The 17512-nt window shown below is 71.0% G+C and carries 16 protein-coding genes; 14 read left to right on the top strand and 2 right to left on the bottom strand.

Annotated elements, in window-relative coordinates:
• Positions 1-57 precede the first annotated feature (57 nt).
• The 6 genes from ACWDN5_RS01800 (at position 58) to ACWDN5_RS01825 (ending at position 7228) form a co-directional block, all read left to right on the top strand.
• Complete coding sequence (locus ACWDN5_RS01800; RefSeq protein WP_449673864.1) at positions 58-3276, top strand: penicillin acylase family protein; 3219 nt, start codon at positions 58-60, stop codon at positions 3274-3276.
• Positions 3277-3338: 62 nt separating this feature from the next.
• Positions 3339-4379, top strand: a complete 1041-nt coding sequence (locus tag ACWDN5_RS01805) for a trans-sulfuration enzyme family protein (protein WP_310968294.1) — start codon at positions 3339-3341, stop codon at positions 4377-4379.
• Between the two features lie 61 nt (positions 4380-4440).
• On the top strand, positions 4441-5169 hold the full coding sequence (locus ACWDN5_RS01810) for a hypothetical protein (protein ID WP_449673865.1): 729 nt from the start codon (positions 4441-4443) through the stop codon (positions 5167-5169).
• Complete coding sequence (locus tag ACWDN5_RS01815; RefSeq protein WP_449673866.1) at positions 5166-5747, top strand: class F sortase; 582 nt, start codon at positions 5166-5168, stop codon at positions 5745-5747. The genes ACWDN5_RS01810 and ACWDN5_RS01815 overlap by 4 nt, the downstream gene beginning before the upstream one ends.
• A 205-nt stretch (positions 5748-5952) precedes the next feature.
• Positions 5953-6621 (top strand): hypothetical protein, encoded by a 669-nt coding sequence (locus ACWDN5_RS01820; RefSeq protein ID WP_310968291.1) that lies wholly within the window; start codon positions 5953-5955, stop codon positions 6619-6621.
• Positions 6622-6625: 4 nt separating this feature from the next.
• Positions 6626-7228, top strand: a complete 603-nt coding sequence (locus tag ACWDN5_RS01825; RefSeq protein ID WP_449673867.1) for a class F sortase — start codon at positions 6626-6628, stop codon at positions 7226-7228.
• On the opposite strand, the gene ACWDN5_RS01830 is transcribed toward ACWDN5_RS01825, so the two are convergent.
• Both ACWDN5_RS01830 and ACWDN5_RS01835 read right to left on the bottom strand, forming a co-directional pair.
• Entirely contained in the window at positions 7214-8254 is a 1041-nt protein-coding gene (locus ACWDN5_RS01830; RefSeq protein WP_449673868.1) for a patatin-like phospholipase family protein, read from the bottom strand. The genes ACWDN5_RS01825 and ACWDN5_RS01830 overlap by 15 nt on opposite strands.
• Before the next feature lie 10 nt (positions 8255-8264).
• Entirely contained in the window at positions 8265-9011 is a 747-nt protein-coding gene (locus ACWDN5_RS01835) for a FadR/GntR family transcriptional regulator (protein ID WP_310968288.1), read from the bottom strand.
• A 66-nt stretch (positions 9012-9077) separates the two neighbouring features.
• Here ACWDN5_RS01835 and ACWDN5_RS01840 point away from each other — a divergent pair, with 66 nt between their 5' ends.
• The 8 genes from ACWDN5_RS01840 to ACWDN5_RS01875 are packed head-to-tail and all read left to right on the top strand — an operon-like array spanning position 9078 to position 17365.
• Positions 9078-10568 carry an ABC transporter substrate-binding protein gene (locus tag ACWDN5_RS01840; protein WP_449673869.1) on the top strand — a complete coding sequence of 497 codons (1491 nt, stop codon included), beginning with the start codon at positions 9078-9080 and terminating at the stop codon, positions 10566-10568.
• Complete coding sequence (locus ACWDN5_RS01845) at positions 10565-11509, top strand: ABC transporter permease (RefSeq protein WP_449673870.1); 945 nt, start codon at positions 10565-10567, stop codon at positions 11507-11509. Before ACWDN5_RS01840 ends, ACWDN5_RS01845 begins: the two co-directional genes overlap by 4 nt.
• Complete coding sequence (locus ACWDN5_RS01850) at positions 11509-12315, top strand: ABC transporter permease (RefSeq protein WP_310968285.1); 807 nt, start codon at positions 11509-11511, stop codon at positions 12313-12315. The genes ACWDN5_RS01845 and ACWDN5_RS01850 overlap by 1 nt, the downstream gene beginning before the upstream one ends.
• On the top strand, positions 12312-13043 hold the full coding sequence (locus ACWDN5_RS01855) for an ATP-binding cassette domain-containing protein (protein ID WP_449673871.1): 732 nt from the start codon (positions 12312-12314) through the stop codon (positions 13041-13043). Before ACWDN5_RS01850 ends, ACWDN5_RS01855 begins: the two co-directional genes overlap by 4 nt.
• The gene (locus ACWDN5_RS01860; protein WP_449673872.1) at positions 13040-13813 is read left to right on the top strand and encodes an ABC transporter ATP-binding protein; all 774 of its coding nucleotides are present in this window, start codon (positions 13040-13042) and stop codon (positions 13811-13813) included. Before ACWDN5_RS01855 ends, ACWDN5_RS01860 begins: the two co-directional genes overlap by 4 nt.
• Complete coding sequence (locus tag ACWDN5_RS01865; protein WP_449673873.1) at positions 13806-15218, top strand: aldehyde dehydrogenase family protein; 1413 nt, start codon at positions 13806-13808, stop codon at positions 15216-15218. The genes ACWDN5_RS01860 and ACWDN5_RS01865 overlap by 8 nt, the downstream gene beginning before the upstream one ends.
• Positions 15215-15970 (top strand): SDR family NAD(P)-dependent oxidoreductase, encoded by a 756-nt coding sequence (locus ACWDN5_RS01870; protein WP_310968281.1) that lies wholly within the window; start codon positions 15215-15217, stop codon positions 15968-15970. The genes ACWDN5_RS01865 and ACWDN5_RS01870 overlap by 4 nt, the downstream gene beginning before the upstream one ends.
• Positions 15971-15979: 9 nt before the next feature.
• On the top strand, positions 15980-17365 hold the full coding sequence (locus ACWDN5_RS01875; protein ID WP_449673874.1) for an amidase: 1386 nt from the start codon (positions 15980-15982) through the stop codon (positions 17363-17365).
• Positions 17366-17512: the final 147 nt, after the last annotated feature.

Here is a 17512-nt window from a genome sequence, read left to right on the forward strand (position 1 = left end):
AGTCTACTGCTCGGTAGCGTGCGCTTCGTCACTCTTCTGGACTGAGGGGAGCCCGGTATGCGACGACGCATCCGCGCCCTGACCGTAACGGCACTGGGGGCCCTCGTGGCCGGGCTCACCCAGGTCGCCGTCACCGCGCCGGCCGCTCAGGCGGCCGTGTCGCCCGACGACTACTGCGGGGGGCAGTGCAGCGACATCCTCCCGCCCGGTGAACAGGGCAGCGCCACCCTCGCGGAAATCCTGGCGCACAAGGTGTTCGGCACCCGCCCGGCGCACTCGGCCGACCAGCTCGGCAAGTACGCCTCGCTGGCCGGCGGCTACAAGACGCTGACCACCGGCGCGATCAACCAGTACTTCAACGACTCCTCGTTCGGCGTCCCGGCCGACCAGGTGGCGAGCACGACGAAGCCGCGGGCCGACGTCACCATCGTGCGGGACAAGGCCCTGGGCGTCCCGCACATCACCGGGACCACCCGCGCCGGCACCGAGTTCGGCGCCGGGTACGCGGCCGCCCAGGACCGGCTGTGGCTGATGGACGTGCTGCGGCACGCCGCCCGCGGCCAGGTGACGTCGTTCGCCGGTGGCGCCGAGGCCAACCGCGAACTCGAGCAGCAGTTCTTCGCCAACGCGCCGTACACCGAAGCCGAGCTGCAGCAGCAGATCGACCGCACGGCCGCCAGCGGCCCGCGCGGCGCGCAGGGCCTCGCCGACGCGCAGGCCTACGTCGACGGCATCAACAAGTACATCTCCGACTCCTACAACGGCCGGTACTTCCCGGGCGAGTACGTGCTGACCGGGCACGTCGACTCGATCACCAACGCCGGCTCGATCGACCCGTTCAAGCTGACCGACCTGGTCGCGCTGGCCTCGCTGGTCGGGGCCGAGTTCGGCGCGGGCGGCGGCGGCGAGGTCCAGAACGCCATCGCGAAGCTGGCGCTGCAGGAGAAGTACGGCGTCGTGCAGGGCGAAAAGGTGTGGCAGAGCCTGCGCTCGGAGGACGACCCCGAAGCCGTCAAGACGCTGCACGACGGCCAGACCTTCCCGTACGGCAAGACGCCGGCCAACGCCGTCGGCCGCGCGCTGCCGGACAAGAACTCGGTGACGCCGCAGCAGCTGGTGTTCGACAAGACCGGCTCGGCCGCCACCGCGACGCCGTCCACTGTGGACGTCGCCGCGCCCGCCGAGCAGGAGCCCGCCCGCGGGATGTTCGAGAACGGCGTGCTGCCGGCCAACCTGCTGAGCGAGAAGCACGGCATGTCCAACGCGCTGCTCGTCTCCGGCGCCAAGACCGCCAGCGGCCACCCGGTCGCCGTGTTCGGCCCGCAGACCGGGTACTTCGCCCCGCAGCTGCTGCTCCTGCAGGAACTGCAGGGCCCGGGCATCAGCTCGCGCGGCGCGGCCTTCGCCGGGCTGAGCATGTACACCCTCCTCGGCCGCGGCCAGGACTACTCGTGGAGCGCGACGACGTCGGCGCAGGACATCGTCGACACCTACGCGCTGCAGCTGTGCGACCCCAACGGCGGCACGCCGACGAAGGACTCGAACTACTACACCTACCAGGGCAAGTGCATCCCGATGGACACCGTCGAGGTGAAGAACGCCTGGAAGCCGACGGTCGCCGACGGCACCGCGGCGGGTTCGTACACCCTGCGCAGCTACCGCACCAAGTACGGGCCGGTGCAGAGCCGGGCGACCGTCGGCGGCAAGCCGGTGGCGTACTCGGCGCTGCGGTCGTCCTACTTCCACGAGGTCGACTCGCTCATCGGCTTCCAGGAGCTGAACGACCCGACCTTCATCAAGTCCGCGGCGGACTTCCAGAAGGCCGCGGCCGACATCAACTACACGTTCAACTGGTTCTACGCCGACTCCAAGGACATCGCCTACTTCAACTCCGGCGCCAACCCGGCCCGGCAGTCCGATGTGGACCCGAACATGCCGGTGTGGGGCGACCAGGGCCACGACTGGATCGGCTGGAACCCGGCGGGCAACCTGGCGAACTACACGCCGGCGGCGCAGCACCCGCAGTCGGTCAACCAGGACTACTACGTCAGCTGGAACAACGCCCAGGCCAACGGGTACGCCGCGGCCGGTGCGGACAAGTCCGCCGTGCACCGCGTCGACCTGCTCGACTCGCGGGTCAAGCAGCTGATCACCAGCGGCACCAAGGTCACCCGGGTCAACCTGACCCAGGCGATGGCGGACGCCGCACTGGCCGACCTGCGCGCCGAACGCGTCCTGCCGCTGCTGCTGCAGGTGCTCGACAAGACGCCGACCACCGGCGCGGCGGCGGACGCCGAGGCGAAGCTCAAGACGTGGCTCGCGAACGGCCACCTGCGCAAGGAGACCTCGCCGGGCAGCAAGACCTACGCCGACGCCGACGCGATCCGCATCTTCGACGCCTGGTGGCCGCTGCTGGTCCAGGCGGAGTTCAAGCCGGGCATGGGTGACAACGCCTACACCGCGATGACGAGCGTGCTCGGCATCAACGAGAGCCCGTCCGGCTGGCAGAACGGCAACGGCCAGCACACCGGCCAGCCCCACAAGGGTTCGTCGTTCCAGTACGGCTGGTGGGGGTACGTCAGCAAGGACATCCGGCAGGTGCTCGGCCAGCCGGTCGCGGGCCCGCTCGCGCAGACGTTCTGCGGCGGCGGCGACGTCACCGCGTGCCGCCAGGCGCTCGTCGACTCGCTGACCACGGCCGCCGGCCAGACCGCGAACACCGTCTACCCCGGTGACGCGAACTGCTCGGCCGGCGACCAGTGGTGCGCCGACTCGATCATCCAGAACCCGCTCGGCGGCATCACGCAGGACAAGATCAGCTGGCAGAACCGCCCGACGTTCCAGCAGGTCGTCGAGTACGCGGCGCACCGCGGCGACAACATCGCCAACCTGGCGGCGGCGAAGACGGTCAGCGCCACGAGCGCCGAGTCCGGCTTCTACAACTCGCCGGCGTCGAACGCGATCGACGGCAACGCCTCGACCCGCTGGGCCAGCGACTGGAGCGACGACCAGGCGATCACCGTCGACCTCGGCTCGGTCCAGCAGGTTTCGCGGGTGCTGCTCGACTGGGAAGCCGCCTTCGGCAAGAGCTACAAGATCCAGCTCTCGCCGGACGCGGTGCACTGGACGGACGCGGCCGTGGTGACCGACGGCGACGGCGGGCGGGACAACGTCTCGTTCGCTACGACGACGGCCCGGTTCGTCAAGATGCAGGGCGTCCAGCGCGGCACGAAGTACGGCTACTCGCTGTACGAGTTCGAGGTGTACGCCCACTGAAAAGCCCGGCTGGGGCGCTCGCGGACGCGTGAGTGCCCCAGCCTCCCCTTATCGTGAGGCGCATGGACGACTGGACGCCTCGCACCAAGGCCATCGCCGCCGGCCGGCCGCACGGTCCCGGTGAGCCGCTGAACACCCCGCTCGTCGCCACCAGCACGTACCAGGCCGGTGGCGACTTCGCGTACGCGCGCGGGGACGGGACGCCGACCTGGCACGCGCTCGAGGAAGCCGTCGGAGCGCTGGAAGGCGGCCACGCGACGGCCTTCGCGTCCGGCGTCGCCACCCTGTCCGCGGTGCTGGACCTGCTGCCGGTCGGGTCCAGGGTGGTGGTCCCGACGTTCAGCTACGCCGTCACGCGCGGCGTGCTCGCCCACGCGCAGAAGCTCGGCAAGCTCGCCGTCACCGAGCTGGAGCCGACCGACACCGCGGCCTGGGTGGCCGAGGCCGCGACGTCGGACCTGGTCTGGCTGGAGTCGCCGACCAACCCGACCCTCGACGTGATGGCCATCGAGCCGATCGCCGCCGCCGCGCGCGGCCGGGTCGTCGTCGACAACACCTTCGCCACGCCGTTGCAGCAGCGCCCCCTCGAGCTGGGCGCGGACGTCGTCGTGCACAGCGCGACCAAGCTCATCGGCGGGCACAGCGACCTGCTGCTCGGCATCACCGTCGCCAAGGACCCGGCCGTCGCCGAGGAGCTGAAGGGCGCGCGGACGCGGGTCGGGTCGACGCCGGGCGCCCTCGAAGCCTGGCTCGCGCTGCGGGGGCTGCGGACCATGCCCGTCCGGCTCGCGGAGCAGTCCCGTACCGCCGCCCTGCTGGCCGAGCGGCTCGGCGGGCACCCCGCGGTCCGGCGGGTGCGCTACCCGGGCTTCGGGATGATGGTCGCCTTCGAGCTCGCCGACGCCGAGACGGCGGACCGCTTCTGCGCGTCGGTCCGGCTGATCCGGTCGGCGACCAGCCTCGGCGGCGTCGAGAGCCTGGTCGAGCGGCGGGCCTGGCTGGCGGGCGAGGAGCGCGTCCCGCCCGGGCTGATCCGGTTCAGCGTCGGCCTGGAAGATCCCGACGACCTTTGGGACGACTTGGTGATCGCCCTACCGGAGTAACGCAGGCCGCCGAATCGTCGATAGTCGCGACATCGCAGGTCAACGCGTTGGGAGTGGCATCGTGGGCAGAACGCTGAGCAGGGTCGCCGGAGTTGTTTTCGCGGGTGCGCTCGCCACCTTCGCCGCCACGCCCGCCGCGCTGGCACAGACGGAAACCAGCACGTCACCCACGGAAACCACGACGTCCACTTCGGAGCCCACGACCACCACGGTCACGACGACGACCACGACGGCGACAAGCGAGCCGTCCGCACCGGTCACGACCACCGGGACCACTTCGGCCCCGGCGAAGCCCAAGGGCACCACGACGAGCCCGAAGACCACTTCCTCGGCGCCGGAATCGGCCGAACCGCCGAAGGACGACTACCAGGACAACGTCGGGCACGGCTTCGTCGGTCTCGGCGGTGAAGGCGTCCTCGTCATCGCCTGCGCGGCCGGGAAGCCGAGCGGAGTGGCCACCCAGTACCTGAGCGTCACCGGCGGCCCCGACCAGGACGAGGCCGACGGCCGCCTGTGGAACTACTCGGTGCGCGTCGTCGACGCCCCGGCCGGCACGACCACCGCCAAGTTCAGCTGGACCTGTGCCGGCGTCGAAGGCAACGGGATCGTCGAGTTCGAGCAGGAGGCGCCGCCGACGACCACGACCACGACCAGCTCGGCGCCGTCGAGCACCGCGCCGGTCACCACCGCGACCAGCTCCGCGCCCGCCGGCAACGCCGCTCCGAAGGCCCAGGTCAAGGTCGCGCCCAAGGGCGGGGTCGAGACCGGCTTCGGCGGCACGGCCCGGTGACGGTCCGCCGGGCGGGCGTCGCGCTCGCCCTGGTGCTGGCCCTGGCCGGGTGCGGCACCGCCGAGCCGCCGAAAGCCGCGCCACCCGCTCCGGTTCCGTCTTCGGTGCCGGTGACCGTGCCGTTCAAGGGACTGCGCCCGAACTCGGTGAAGATCCCGAAGATCGGCGCGGAGTCCAGCCTGCTCGCGGTCGCCGTGAAGCCGGACGGTTCGATCTCCGTGCCGTCGGTGCACACGCCGATGCAGGCCGCCTGGTACAAACTCTCGCCGGTGCCCGGCGACGTCGGTCCGGCGATCGTGCTCGGGCACGTCGACGGCGACAAGAAACCGGGTATCTTCTTCAAGCTGAAGGACCTCGCACCCGGTGACGAGGTGGACATCGACCGCAGCGACGGCAAGAAGCTGAAGTTCGTCGTCGACCGCGTCACCCAGGTCCCGAAGGAAACGTTCCCGCGCGACGCCGTCTACGGGAACAGCAGCGAACCGGAACTGCGGCTCATCACCTGCGGTGGGGCGTTCGACCACGCCGAACACAGCTACCAGGACAACATCGTCGTCTACGCGAAGCTCGCGGGCTGAAAGCGCTGCCGGGGTCACTGTCCGATGTGGATTTCGCTGGGCCCGAACGTTACCGGTTTCCGCAGTGGTCTTCTTCACGTATAAATGGTTTCCGGTACATACCAGTAATGGGGCAGGATGTCCGAGTCGCCTGATCTTGTGCTTCGGAGCACCGGGCGGCTCGCGTAGTGGGGGTCATTGCGCGTTTCCTTCCCTGGGAGTCACCTTGAAGAAGACCCTGGGCCGTCTCGCGGGCGCTGTGCTCGCGGGGGCCCTGCTCACGCTCACCGTTTCGCCGGCCGCGCTCGCGCAGGAGGCTCCGGTCGTTTCGACGACCGAAGCCGCGCCCACGGCCACCAGCGGCACGCCGACGACGACGGAGGCGCCGACCAGCACCGCGTCCTCGGAGCCCACCTCGGGCCAGCCGACCTCGAGCCAGCCGACGTCCGAGCCGACGTCCACCGGCACCGGCACGCCGACCTCGGGCAAGCCGACCAAGCCCACCACGCCGACCACCGAGCCGACCGACCCGTTCCCGCACGGTGACGACTACATCGACGACGTCGCGTACGCGTGGGAGTTCGACGGCGGCGCCGGCATCCTGGTCATCGCCTGCAAGGCGGGCGAGCCGCGGGACGTCCGGGCCAACGACTTCACCGTGGCCGCCGGCCCGTTCCAGGACGGCGCGGACGGCCGCTACTGGGGCTTCGACATCCAGCTGAACGAGGGCAAGCACCTGTCCGACGACACGCAGGTCTCCTGGGTGTGCGAGGGCAAGCCGGTCACCCGCCCGGTCGGGCACGGCGGCGGCTCGGCCACCGTCGGCGGCCAGGTCAAGGTGACCCCGAAGGCCGGCGGCGTCGAGACCGGCGGCGGCGCGACGGCCCGGTCCTGACCGCATGACCACGCAGTTCCGCCGCGGCGGCCGCGTTCTCGCGGCCGCCCTGGCGCTGTCCTTCGCCCTGACCGCCTGCGGGACCCCGGATCCGCAGGCGGCAGCCCCGTCGTCGTCCGCGCCGGCCCCGCCGCCGGTGACCAAGCCGTTCGCCGGCCTGCGCCCGACGCAGCTGAACATCCCGAAGATCGGTGCGCAGTCGTCGCTGGTCTCGGTGCTGCCGAAGGCCGACGGCGGGATCTCGGTCCCGTCGGTGCACACGCCGATGCAGGCGGCCTGGTACAAGATGTCGCCGGTGCCCGGCGAGACCGGTCCGGCGGTCCTGCTCGGCCACGTGGACGGCGACAAGAAGCCCGGCATCTTCTTCAAGCTGAAGGAGCTCGCGCCGGGTGACGAGGTCGACGTCGACCGCAGCGACGGCAAGAAGCTGAAGTTCGTCGTCGAGCGCGTGGAGCAGGTGCCGAAGGAGACGTTCCCGCGGGACGCGGTCTACGGCAACAGCGACAAGCCGCAGTTGCGCCTGATCACCTGCGGTGGCGCGTTCGACCACGCCGAGCACAGCTACAAGGACAACGTCATCGTCTACGCGAAGCTAGCCGACGCCTGAGCCCGGGTACGGGAACTCCGGCTTCAGCCCGGTGCCCGGGCACACCCAGCGGCGCATACCCGCGTCGCAGACGGCGTACCCCCAGTTGATCAGGTTGTCCTGCACGTTCTCGGGCAACCTGGTCAGCCGGGTCTTCGTCTCGGCGAGCCGCCGGGTCTGCTCGACCGGGGCCGGCAGCGCGTCCGGCAGTTCGAAGTTTTCGATGTCGCTGTAGGTCGCCCAGTACGTCCCGGCGTACGTCTTGTCCTCGTAGGACTTCAGCAGCGAGCCGGTGCGCAGCTCGCGGACCTGGTTGTCCATCACGGTCAGCACGCGCAGCAGCTGCATCGGCCAGTTGTGCGCGGGCTTGGCTTCGTGCTTCATCTTCTTCCCTGCGTCGCTGACCAGGACGGTCGCCCGCTGGTTTTCGATCGGGTCGAGACCGAGGTTGTCGTACACGCCCGCGTCGCTCAGCACGATCCTGCGGTCCGGCTTGGCCGGATCCGGGATCACCACCGGCGAGAGCAGCGGCGGGAACGCCGAGGACGCGGCGACCGCGGTGGCGAGCGGGACCTGCCCGTGCGGGCCCGGCTGCCGGAAGAACCACCACAGCGAGCCGTCCTGCAGGCTGGTCGCGGTGAACACGAAGTTCGGCCCGGCCGGGTCGAGGTCCGCGAGGCGGCAGTCGCCGAAGAGGTGCTTCGCGTAGCGGCGCGCGAGTTCTTCGCCCGCGCTGCGCCACGGCATGACCATCGCCTTGAGCGTGACCGGGACGTCGAGGTGGGTGCGGGCCAGCTTCCGGATCGGCGCCACGACCTCCTTGCCGAAGTTCTCCGCGACGCCGTCCGCGCCGAACCACAGCTTGTTCCACGCGTGCGCCAGCACCCCCGCCGCGATCGAACCGCCGGAGACGCTGGAGACGGTGGTCAGCTTCGGCAGCCAGCCGAGCTCGTTGAGCCGCCAGAGCGCGCCGGCGTGGAAGAGCATTGCGCGGTAGCCGCCGCCCGAGAGCGCGAGGCCGACCCCGTCCCGTTTCGCCGAGTCCACGCGGCCGAGTTTAGGACTGCAGCAACGGGGTGAGCAGGGGCCGTTGCCCGGCGGGGACGTATTCGGCGTAGTTGTCGTACAACGCCTGCTTCGCGAGGTGGGCCGCGCCGCCGCCGTCGGCCGCGCGGATCGCGTCGAGCACCTCGGCGTGGTGGGCGAGCCAGGCGCGCATCAGCGACGTCCGGTTGCTGGCGTGCTCGAGCTTGTCCTCGATCAGTTCCAGCACGACCCCGCGCACGACTTCTTCGCTGACCACCAGCAGGGGATTGCGGGAGATGCGGGCGATCACCTCGTGGAACGCGACGTCGGCGCGGCTGAACTCGGCATAGCCGCGGGAGACGCCTTCGCGCATCGACTCCAGGGCCGCGTCGAGGCCGGTCAGGTCGTCCTCGGTGCGGAGCTCGGCGGCGAGCAGGTGCGCCGAGCCGTCGAGGATCATCCGGAACTGCAGCAGTTCGGCGAGCCCGACGTGGTCGGCGCGCGCGAGCCGGTGCATCGAGCGGTGCAGCGCGGCGGGCGAGGCGGCCAGCACCTCCGGGCCGCGCGGGTCCCCGGGCCGCGACCGGATCATCTCGGCCGCCTGCAGCACGCGCAGGGCTTCGCGGATCGTCGAGCGGCCGACGCCGAACTGCGTCATCAGCTCGCGCTCGCTCGGCAAGCGTTCCCCCGGCTTGAGCGCGCCGCTCACCACGGCCTGCTCGATCTGCTCGACGACCCGCTCGTACGCGCGGACCGGAGCCACCGGTTCGAACCGCATCCCTTGACCTCGTCGTCCGCTCGGTGCAGGCTACTGGTCAGACCAGTGTACTTGTCTGGAGGCCGAATGAAAGCCCGGATTCCCGTGGTGGCAGCGGCGCTGCTGCTGGTGGTGTCCGGCTGCTCGGCCGGCTCGTCGGCGAGCGTTTCCGCCGGTCCGGGCACGCTTTCCGTCGGCTTCACGGCGGAACCGGCGAACTTCGACTTCACCCGCACCGACGGTGCCGCCATCCCGCAGGCCTTGCTCTACAACGTCTACGAAGGCCTGGTGAAGCTCGACGCGCAGGGCAAGGTCGTCCCGCTGCTCGCGAAGTCCTGGACGATCAGCCCGGACCGCAAGACCTACGACTTCCAGCTGCAGCAAGGCGTCAAGTTCAGCAACGGCGCCCCCTTCACCGCCGAGGACGTCAAGTTCTCCCTGATGCGCGTGAAGACCGGCTGGACGATCTCGATCAAGGCGACCATGGACGTCGTCGACCACGTCGACGTCGTGGCACCGGACCACGCGCGGGTGGTGCTGTCGAAGCCGTCCAACGGCTGGCTGTTCAGCCTCACCAGCCGGCTCGGCGCGATGTTCAGCCCGACCGGCGTCGCCGACCTGGCGAACAAGCCGGTCGGCACCGGGCCGTACGTCGTCTCGGCCCGCAAGCGCGGCGACTCGGTGGTGCTGACGGCGAACCCCGCCTACTGGGGCCGGAAACCGGCGTACTCGACGGTGGTCCTCAAGTACATCAAGGACCCGACCGCGCTGAACAACGCGTTGTTCAGCAACGGCATCGACGTCATCTCCGCGATCACCGCGCCCGACTCGATCCCGCAGTTCCAAGCCGACGACCGGTTCCAGGTCGTCCAGGGCACGACGAACTCCGAGGTCACCCTCGCCATGAACAACGCGCGGCCGCCGCTGAACGACGTCCGCGTGCGCCAGGCCCTGACCTACGCGATCGACCGGAAGGCGTTGCTGGACACGGCGTGGGCCGGCCGCGGCACGCTGATCGGCAGCATGGTCCCGCCGACCGACCCCTGGTACGAGGACCTGTCGAACGCCTACCGCTTCGATCCCGCGCGCGCCAAGGCGCTGCTGTCCGAAGCCGGCGCGACGAACTTGAGCCTGCGGCTGCGGATCCCGAACCTGCCGTACGCGGTTTCGGCCGCCCAGGTCGTCCAATCGCAGCTCGCCGACGTCGGCGTCCGGACCACGATCGAGCCGCTCGACTTCCCGGCGGTGTGGCTCAAGCAGGTGTTCACCGACCACGACTACGACCTGTCGATCATCCAGCACGTCGAAGCCAGGGACATCACGACGTTCGGGAAGCCGAAGTACTACTGGGGCTACGACAGCAAGCGCGTCCAGCAGCTGCTCGCCGAGGCCGACAGCGGGACGCCGGAGCAGCAGGTCGCGGACATGAAGCAGGTGGCGCGGCAGCTGAACACCGACGCGGCCGCCGACTGGCTGTTCCTGTTCCCCAACGTGATCGTCGCGAAGGCCAAGGTCGGCGGGTTCGTCCGGAACCAGGTCAGCGAGTCGTTCGACCTCACCGGGCTGGCGCCGCGATGACGGCCAGGGTGCTGCGCCGGGTGGCGATCTTCGTGGTCAGCGTGCTGGCCGCGTCGATCGTGGTGTTCCTCTTCATGGCCGTGCTGCCGGGCGACCCGGCGCAGGTCGCGCTCGGCGTCAACGCGACGCCGGAGCTGCTGGCCAAGACGCGCACCGAGTTCGGCATCGACCGCCCGCTGGTCACGCAGTACCTCGACTGGATCGGCGGCGTCCTCCGCGGCGACTTCGGCCGCTCGTACGTCACGCGCGACGCGATCGGCCCGCAGCTGCTCGACCGCCTGGGCGTGACGCTCTGGCTCGTCGGCGCGGGCATGCTGGTGGCACTCGTGATCGCGGTGCCGGCCGGGACGTTCGCCGCGGTGAAGCACCGGAAGGCGTCGGGCGCGAGCGTCTCGGGGCTGTCGCAGATCGGTGTCGCGATCCCCGCGTTCCTGGCCGGGATCATCCTCGTGCAGATCTTCGCCGTGCAGCTGCGCTGGCTGCCTTCGGGGGGCTGGACACCGCCGAACCAGGACTTCGGCGAGTTCGTCCGCGGGCTGATCCTCCCGGCGTTGTCGCTCGGCCTGGTGCAGGGCGCGGTGTTGACGCGCTACGTGCGTTCCGCCGTGCTCGACACGCTCGGCCAGGACTACCTGCGCACCGCGCGGTCCAAAGGCCTCCGCCCGGGACAGGCCTTGGTGCGTCACGGCTTGCGCAACGCGTCGGTGCCCGTGGTCACCGTGCTCGGCCTGCAGCTGGCGACGCTGCTGATCGGTGCGGTCGTCGTCGAGCGCGTGTTCGTGCTGCCCGGCCTCGGTTCGATGCTGCTGGACGCCGTCTCCGCGCGTGACCTGCTGACCGTGCAGGGGATCGTGCTGGTCCTGGTGGTGGGCGTGCTGCTGGTCAACTTCGTCGTCGACGTCCTCTACACCGTGCTCGACCCCCGATTGCGAGGTTCGTGATGCGCAATCTGGTGCTGGGCGGGGTGCTCGTCGGCCTGGTCGTGCTGGCCGCGTTGCTGTCGTTCGCGTGGACGCCGTTCGACCCGGTGAAGGTCGACGCGGCCCACCGGCTGCTCGGCTTCACCGGCTCGCACTGGTTCGGCACCGACAAGTTCGGCCGCGACCTGCTGAGCCAGCTCATGGTCGGCGCCCGCACGACGTTGTACGTCGGAGTCGTCGCGGTCGGCATCGCCGCGGTGATCGGGACGCCGCTGGGCATCCTGGCCGGGATGTCACCGCGGTGGCTCGGCGAGTTCGTCATGCGCGTCAACGACCTCGTGCTCGCCTTCCCGGCGCTGCTGCTGGCCATCATGTTCGGCGCGGTGTTCGGGGCGGACACGCTGACCGCCATGGTCGCCATCGGCATCGCGACCATCCCGTCGTTCGCGCGGATCGCCCGGTCCGGGACGCTGCAGGTGATGAGCACCGAGTTCGTGCTGGCGGCCCGCGCGGGCGGCCGGTCGCGGCTGAACATCGCCGTGCGGCACGTGCTGCCGAACATCTCCGGCCTGCTGATCGTGCAGGCGTCGGTGTCGTTCGCGATCGCCGTCCTCGCCGAAGCGGCCCTGTCGTTCCTCGGCTTCGGCACCCGGCCGCCGACCCCGTCGTGGGGGCGGATGCTGCAGGAGTCCCAGGAGCTGCTGACCGTGCAGCCGCGGCTGGCGCTGGTGCCGGGCATCGCGATCGCCGTCGCCGTGCTCGGCTTCAACCTCCTCGGCGACGGCCTGCGCGACCGCCTGGACCCCCGATTGGCGGCCCGCGTATGACGCTCTCGGTGCGTGGCCTCGGCGTTTCTTCTCTCGTCCGGGACGTCTCCTTCGAGATCGGCGCCGGCGAGCGCGTCGGCCTGATCGGCGAGTCCGGCTCCGGGAAGTCGCTGACGGCGTTGTCGATCATGGGCCTGCTGCCCGAGGAGCTGCCGGCGTCCGGTTCGGTGACCCTGAACGGCCGCGAGCTGCTCGAAATGTCCGAAAAGGACTTGTCCCGGCTGCGCGGCGACGAGCTGGCCATGGTGTTCCAGGAGCCGATGACGGCGTTGAACCCGGCCATGCGCGTCGGCCGCCAGGTCACCGAGCCCGGCCGGATCCACGGCCGCCGGCACCGCGCCGAGGACCTCCTGAACGCGGTGGGCCTGCCGGACACGGCCCGCGCGTACCCGCACCAGCTCTCCGGCGGCCAGCGGCAGCGGGTCGTGCTCGCGATGGCCCTGGCCAACGAGCCGTCGCTGCTGATCTGCGACGAGCCGACGACCGCCCTCGACGTCACCGTGCAGGCCCAGATCCTTGCGCTCATCAAGACGTCACTGCCCGCCGAGAGCGCGTTGCTGTTCATCACGCACGACCTCGCTGTCGTGGCTTCGGTGTGCGAGCGCGTGCTGGTGATGTTGGACGGCGAGATCGTCGAAGCGGGCTCGACGCGCGAAGTGCTGACATCGCCGTCGCACGCCTACACGCGAAAACTCCTGGATGCTTCGGACCTGGAGGCGCGCCGATGAGCATCATCGAAGTCCGCGACCTCGAACGCCGGTACGCCCGGCGGAACGTGCACGCCTTGCGCGGTGTCAGCTTCGACGTCGAGGCCGGGCAGCGGTTCGGCATCGTCGGGGAGTCCGGTTCCGGCAAGTCGACGCTGGTCCGGCTGCTGGCGGCGCTCGACAAGCCGACCGCCGGCACGGTGTCGTTCCAAGGTCGGCGGATCGACAGCCTGCCGGAACGCCGCCTCGGCTTCCTGCGCTCGGAACTGCAGATCGTCTTCCAGGACCCGATGGGCTCGCTCGACCCGCGGATGCGTGTCCTCGACATCGTTTCCGAGCCGCTCGGGCGCCGGGAGCCGGACCGCGTTGCCGAGCTGCTCGCCGCCGTCGGCCTGCCCGCGGACACGGCGGGGCGCTACCCGCACCAGTTCTCCGGCGGCCAGCGGCAGCGGATCTCGATCGCCCGCGCGCTGGCGCCGAACCCGAGCGTGCTGATCGCCGACGAGCCGGTCAGCGCCCTCGACGTCTCCGTGCGCGGCCAGATCCTCGACCTGCTCGATGCGCTGGTGGAGCAGTTCGCGCTCACCCTGATCTTCGTGTCGCACGACCTCGGCGTCGTCCGGCACGTCTGTGACCGGGTCGCGGTGATGCGCCGCGGCGAGATCGTCGAGCTCGGCGACGTCGGCCAGGTCTACGACGCGCCCCGGCACGATTACACGCGGGAACTCCTCGAAGCCGCGCCGAACCTGCGCGCGGAACTCGCCCGGCTGCGCGGAGGTGACGATGGCTGAGTACCCCGATGGCCTGCCGATCGGCGACGGCTGGGTGTCCACTGTGGATACCGAAGAAATCGTTTTCCCCTACGACGGGAGCGTGGTCGGCACCGCGCCGGTCGGCACGCCTTCGCTCGCGCGCCGGGCCGTCGACGAGGCTGTCGCCGTCGCGCGCGAAGTGGCTTCGCTGCCTTCGCGGGTTCGGCGGTCGCTGCTCAACGACGTCGCTGCGGCGATCCGGTCCCGCCGCGAGGAGTTCGAGAACCTGCTCGTGCTGGAGACCGGCAAGCCGCTGGTCGATTGCCGCGTCGAGGTCGCACGCACGATCGTCACCTGGGAAGCCGCCGCCGAAGAGGTCTCCCGGCTGCACGGGGAGACCGTGCCGCTCGACCTCCTGCCGTCCGGCGACGGCCTGGTCGGGTTTTGGAAGCGCAAGCCGATCGGCGTCGTCGTCGGCATCGCGGGCTTCAACTACCCGCTGCTGCTGGCGTCCCACAAGATCGCCCCGTCGATCGCCGCGGGCTGCCCGGTGATCGTCAAGCCCGCGCCCCAGACGCCGTTGGCCACGCTCCGGCTGGTCCACCTCGTGCGCTCGCTCGCGCCCGTGCCCGCCCTGGTCCAGCTGGTCACCGGCGATGCTTCGGTGGGTGCCGCGCTGACGACGGACCGCCGGATCGGCGCGGTCTCGTTCACCGGCTCGGCCGCGGTCGGGCACCGCATCGCCCGCGACGCGGCCCCGACGAAAACCCTGCTGGAGCTGGGCTCGAACGCGGCGCTCGTGGTGGCCGGAGACGCCGACCTCGACGCGGCCGTGGACGCCGTGCTGCGCGGCGGGTTCTACGCGTCCGGCCAGGCCTGCATCTCGGTGCAGCGGGTCCTGGTCGTCTCGTCGGTGGCTGCGGAGTTCACCGAACGGCTGCTCGCGCGGCTCGACGAGGTCGTCGTCGGCGATCCGCGCGACGAGAAGACGCGGGTGTCCGCGCTGATCGACCCGGCGGCCACCGACCGCGTAGCCGCGTGGATCGAGAAGGCCGGCGGCCGCCGGTTCGGCGGGGGTGTCGAGGGCACGGTGTTGCGGCCGACCGTCCTCCTCGACGTCCCGGACGGCGTCGAAGCCTGGGACGAGGAGATCTTCGGCCCGGTCGTCTGCGTGCGCACGGTGTCCGATGTGGACGAAGCCTTCGCCGCGGTCAACGCGTCCCGGTACGGCCTCCACGCCAGCGTCTACAGCAAGTCCTTGCACACGGCGTTCCGCGCGCTCGACGAACTGGAGGTCGGCGGGGTCGTCGTCAACGAGGTGCCCGGCTTCCGCTCGGACACCATGCCGTACGGCGGCGTGAAGGACTCCGGCATCGGCCGCGAAGGGCCGCGGTTCGCCGTCGAGGAACTGACCGTGACGAGGATGGCGGTGCTGCGCCCGTGAACTACTCGACGTTGTTCCGGCTCGACGGACGGCGGGCCGTCGTGCTCGGCGCGGGCGGCATCGGCCGCGAAGCCGCGCGTGCCTTGGCCGCGCACGGCGCCGACGTGGTCTGCGCCGACCGCGACCTCGAAGCCGCGCGGGAGGCGGGCGTCGGCGAGGCGTACGAACTCGACCTGCTCGAACCGGGTGCCCTGGACAAGGCCGCGTCCGACCTCGGGCCGCAGGACGTCGTCGTGCTGACCGCCGCGATGAACGTCCGCAAGCGGCTCCTCGACTACACGCGGGAGGAGTTCGACCGCGTCCTCGCGCTGAACCTCGGCGTGACGTTCGAGGTCGTGCGGGTCTTCGGCGCCGACATGGTCGCGCGCGGGCGGGGGAGCATCATCGGCTTCTCGTCGATCCGCGGCACGACCGTCGAGCCCGGCCAGGGCCCGTACGCGGCGACGAAAGCGGGGCTCGTCCAGCTGTTCCGGACGGCCGCCGCGGAGTTCGGCCCGGCCGGGGTCCGGGTGAACGCGATCGCCCCCGGCGTCGTCGAGACGCCGCTGACCGCCCAGATCAAGGCGAACCCAGAGTGGTACGACGCGTACGCGACGAAGGGGGCGCTGGGCCGCTGGGCGCGTCCGGAAGAGCTCGCCGGAGCCGTCGTGTACCTCGCTTCGGACGCTTCGTCGTTCGTGACCGGCTCAGTGCTGGCGGTGGACGGTGGCTGGACCGCCGTCGACGGCCGCTTCGACCCGCCTGCCTCGTGAGGAGCGCTCATGACCGAGCTGCCTGACCTGACCGCCGTCGAACTCGTCGCGCAATACCGCGCGAAGACGCTCTCGCCGGTCGAGGTGACCGAAGCCGTTGTCGCGCGCATCGAAGCGCGAGAGCCGGAGCTGCACGCGTTGTACGCGTACGACCCTTCAGCAGCTCGCGAAGACGCGAAGGCGTCCGAAGCTCGTTGGGCGGCCGGCGAACCGCTGGGCCCGATCGACGGCGTCCCGCTCACCATCAAGGAGAACATCGCCACCCGCGGCACGCCGGTGCCGCTCGGCACGGCGGTGACGGACCTGGTGCCGGCCACCGACGACGCCCCGGTGGCGGCCCGGATCCGCGAGTCCGGCGGTGTCCTGCTGGCCAAGACGACCATGCCGGACTTCGGGATGCTGACGTCCGGGCTGTCGAGCTTCCACACCACGGCCCGCAACCCGTGGCAGCTCTCGGCCACGCCCGGCGGGTCCAGCGCGGGCGCCGGCGCCGCGGCCGCCGCCGGGTACGGCCCGCTGCACGTCGGCACGGACATCGGCGGCTCGATCCGGCTGCCCGCGGGCTGGTGTGGGCTGGCCGGCCTGAAGCCGAGCTTCGGCCGGGTGCCGGTCGTCCCGCCGTTCCTGGGCCGGGTCGCCGGCCCGATGACCCGCACGGTCGCCGACACGGCGTTGCTGATGAGCGTGCTCTCGCGCCCGGACTCGCGCGACCACCTGTGCCTGCCGCCGGCGGAGCTCGACTGGGCTTCGCTGGACCTTTCGCCGGCCGGCCTGCGCGTCGGTCTGCAGCTCGACGCCGGGGTCGGCCTCCCGGTGGACCCGGCGATCCGCGACGCCGTCACCGCGGCGGCCCGGGCCTTCGAAGCGGCGGGCGCGGTCGTCGAGCCGGTCGAGCCGTTCCTCACCCGCGGCATGCTCGAAGGCCTCGACGTCTTCTGGCGCACGCGGGCCTGGTCGGACCTGATGAACCTGCCGCCGGAGCGCCGAGCCAAGGTCCTGCCGTACATCGCGGACTGGGCGGCGGGTGGCGCGGATGCGTCCGGCGTGGCCGTCTACCGCGGCTTCGCCCAGATCGACGTGATGAGTGTGGCGGCCCTGCGCGCGACCTCGGCGTTCGACGTCGTCCTGTCGCCGACCAGCCCGGTCGCGGCGCCGCCGGCGGAGTGGGCGTCTCCGACGAACGACCCGGCCCGGCCGTTCGAGCACATCGCGTTCACCGTGCCGTACAACATGTCCGGCCAGCCCGCGGCGTCGGTGAACTGCGGCTACACCGACGACGGCCGGCCGATCGGCCTCCAGCTCGCCGGCCGCCGCTTCGACGACCTCGGCGTCCTCCGCGCCGCGGCGGCATACGAACGGCTCCGCCCGCCGCAGCGGCCCTGGCCGATCGGGTAGGGAAGAAGTTCCGGACCTTCGGCGAAGTGTGGGGTGAAGCTGTCGCCGACGGGAAGGAATCTGAATGACCGTGTCAAGCCGCAGCGGTAGCGGGTTGTGGCGCGGCTGGGGTGAAGGTCCGCCCGTCGCGCAGCAGGGCCCAGAGCA

This window comes from Amycolatopsis sp. NPDC003731 (assembly GCF_053586895.1).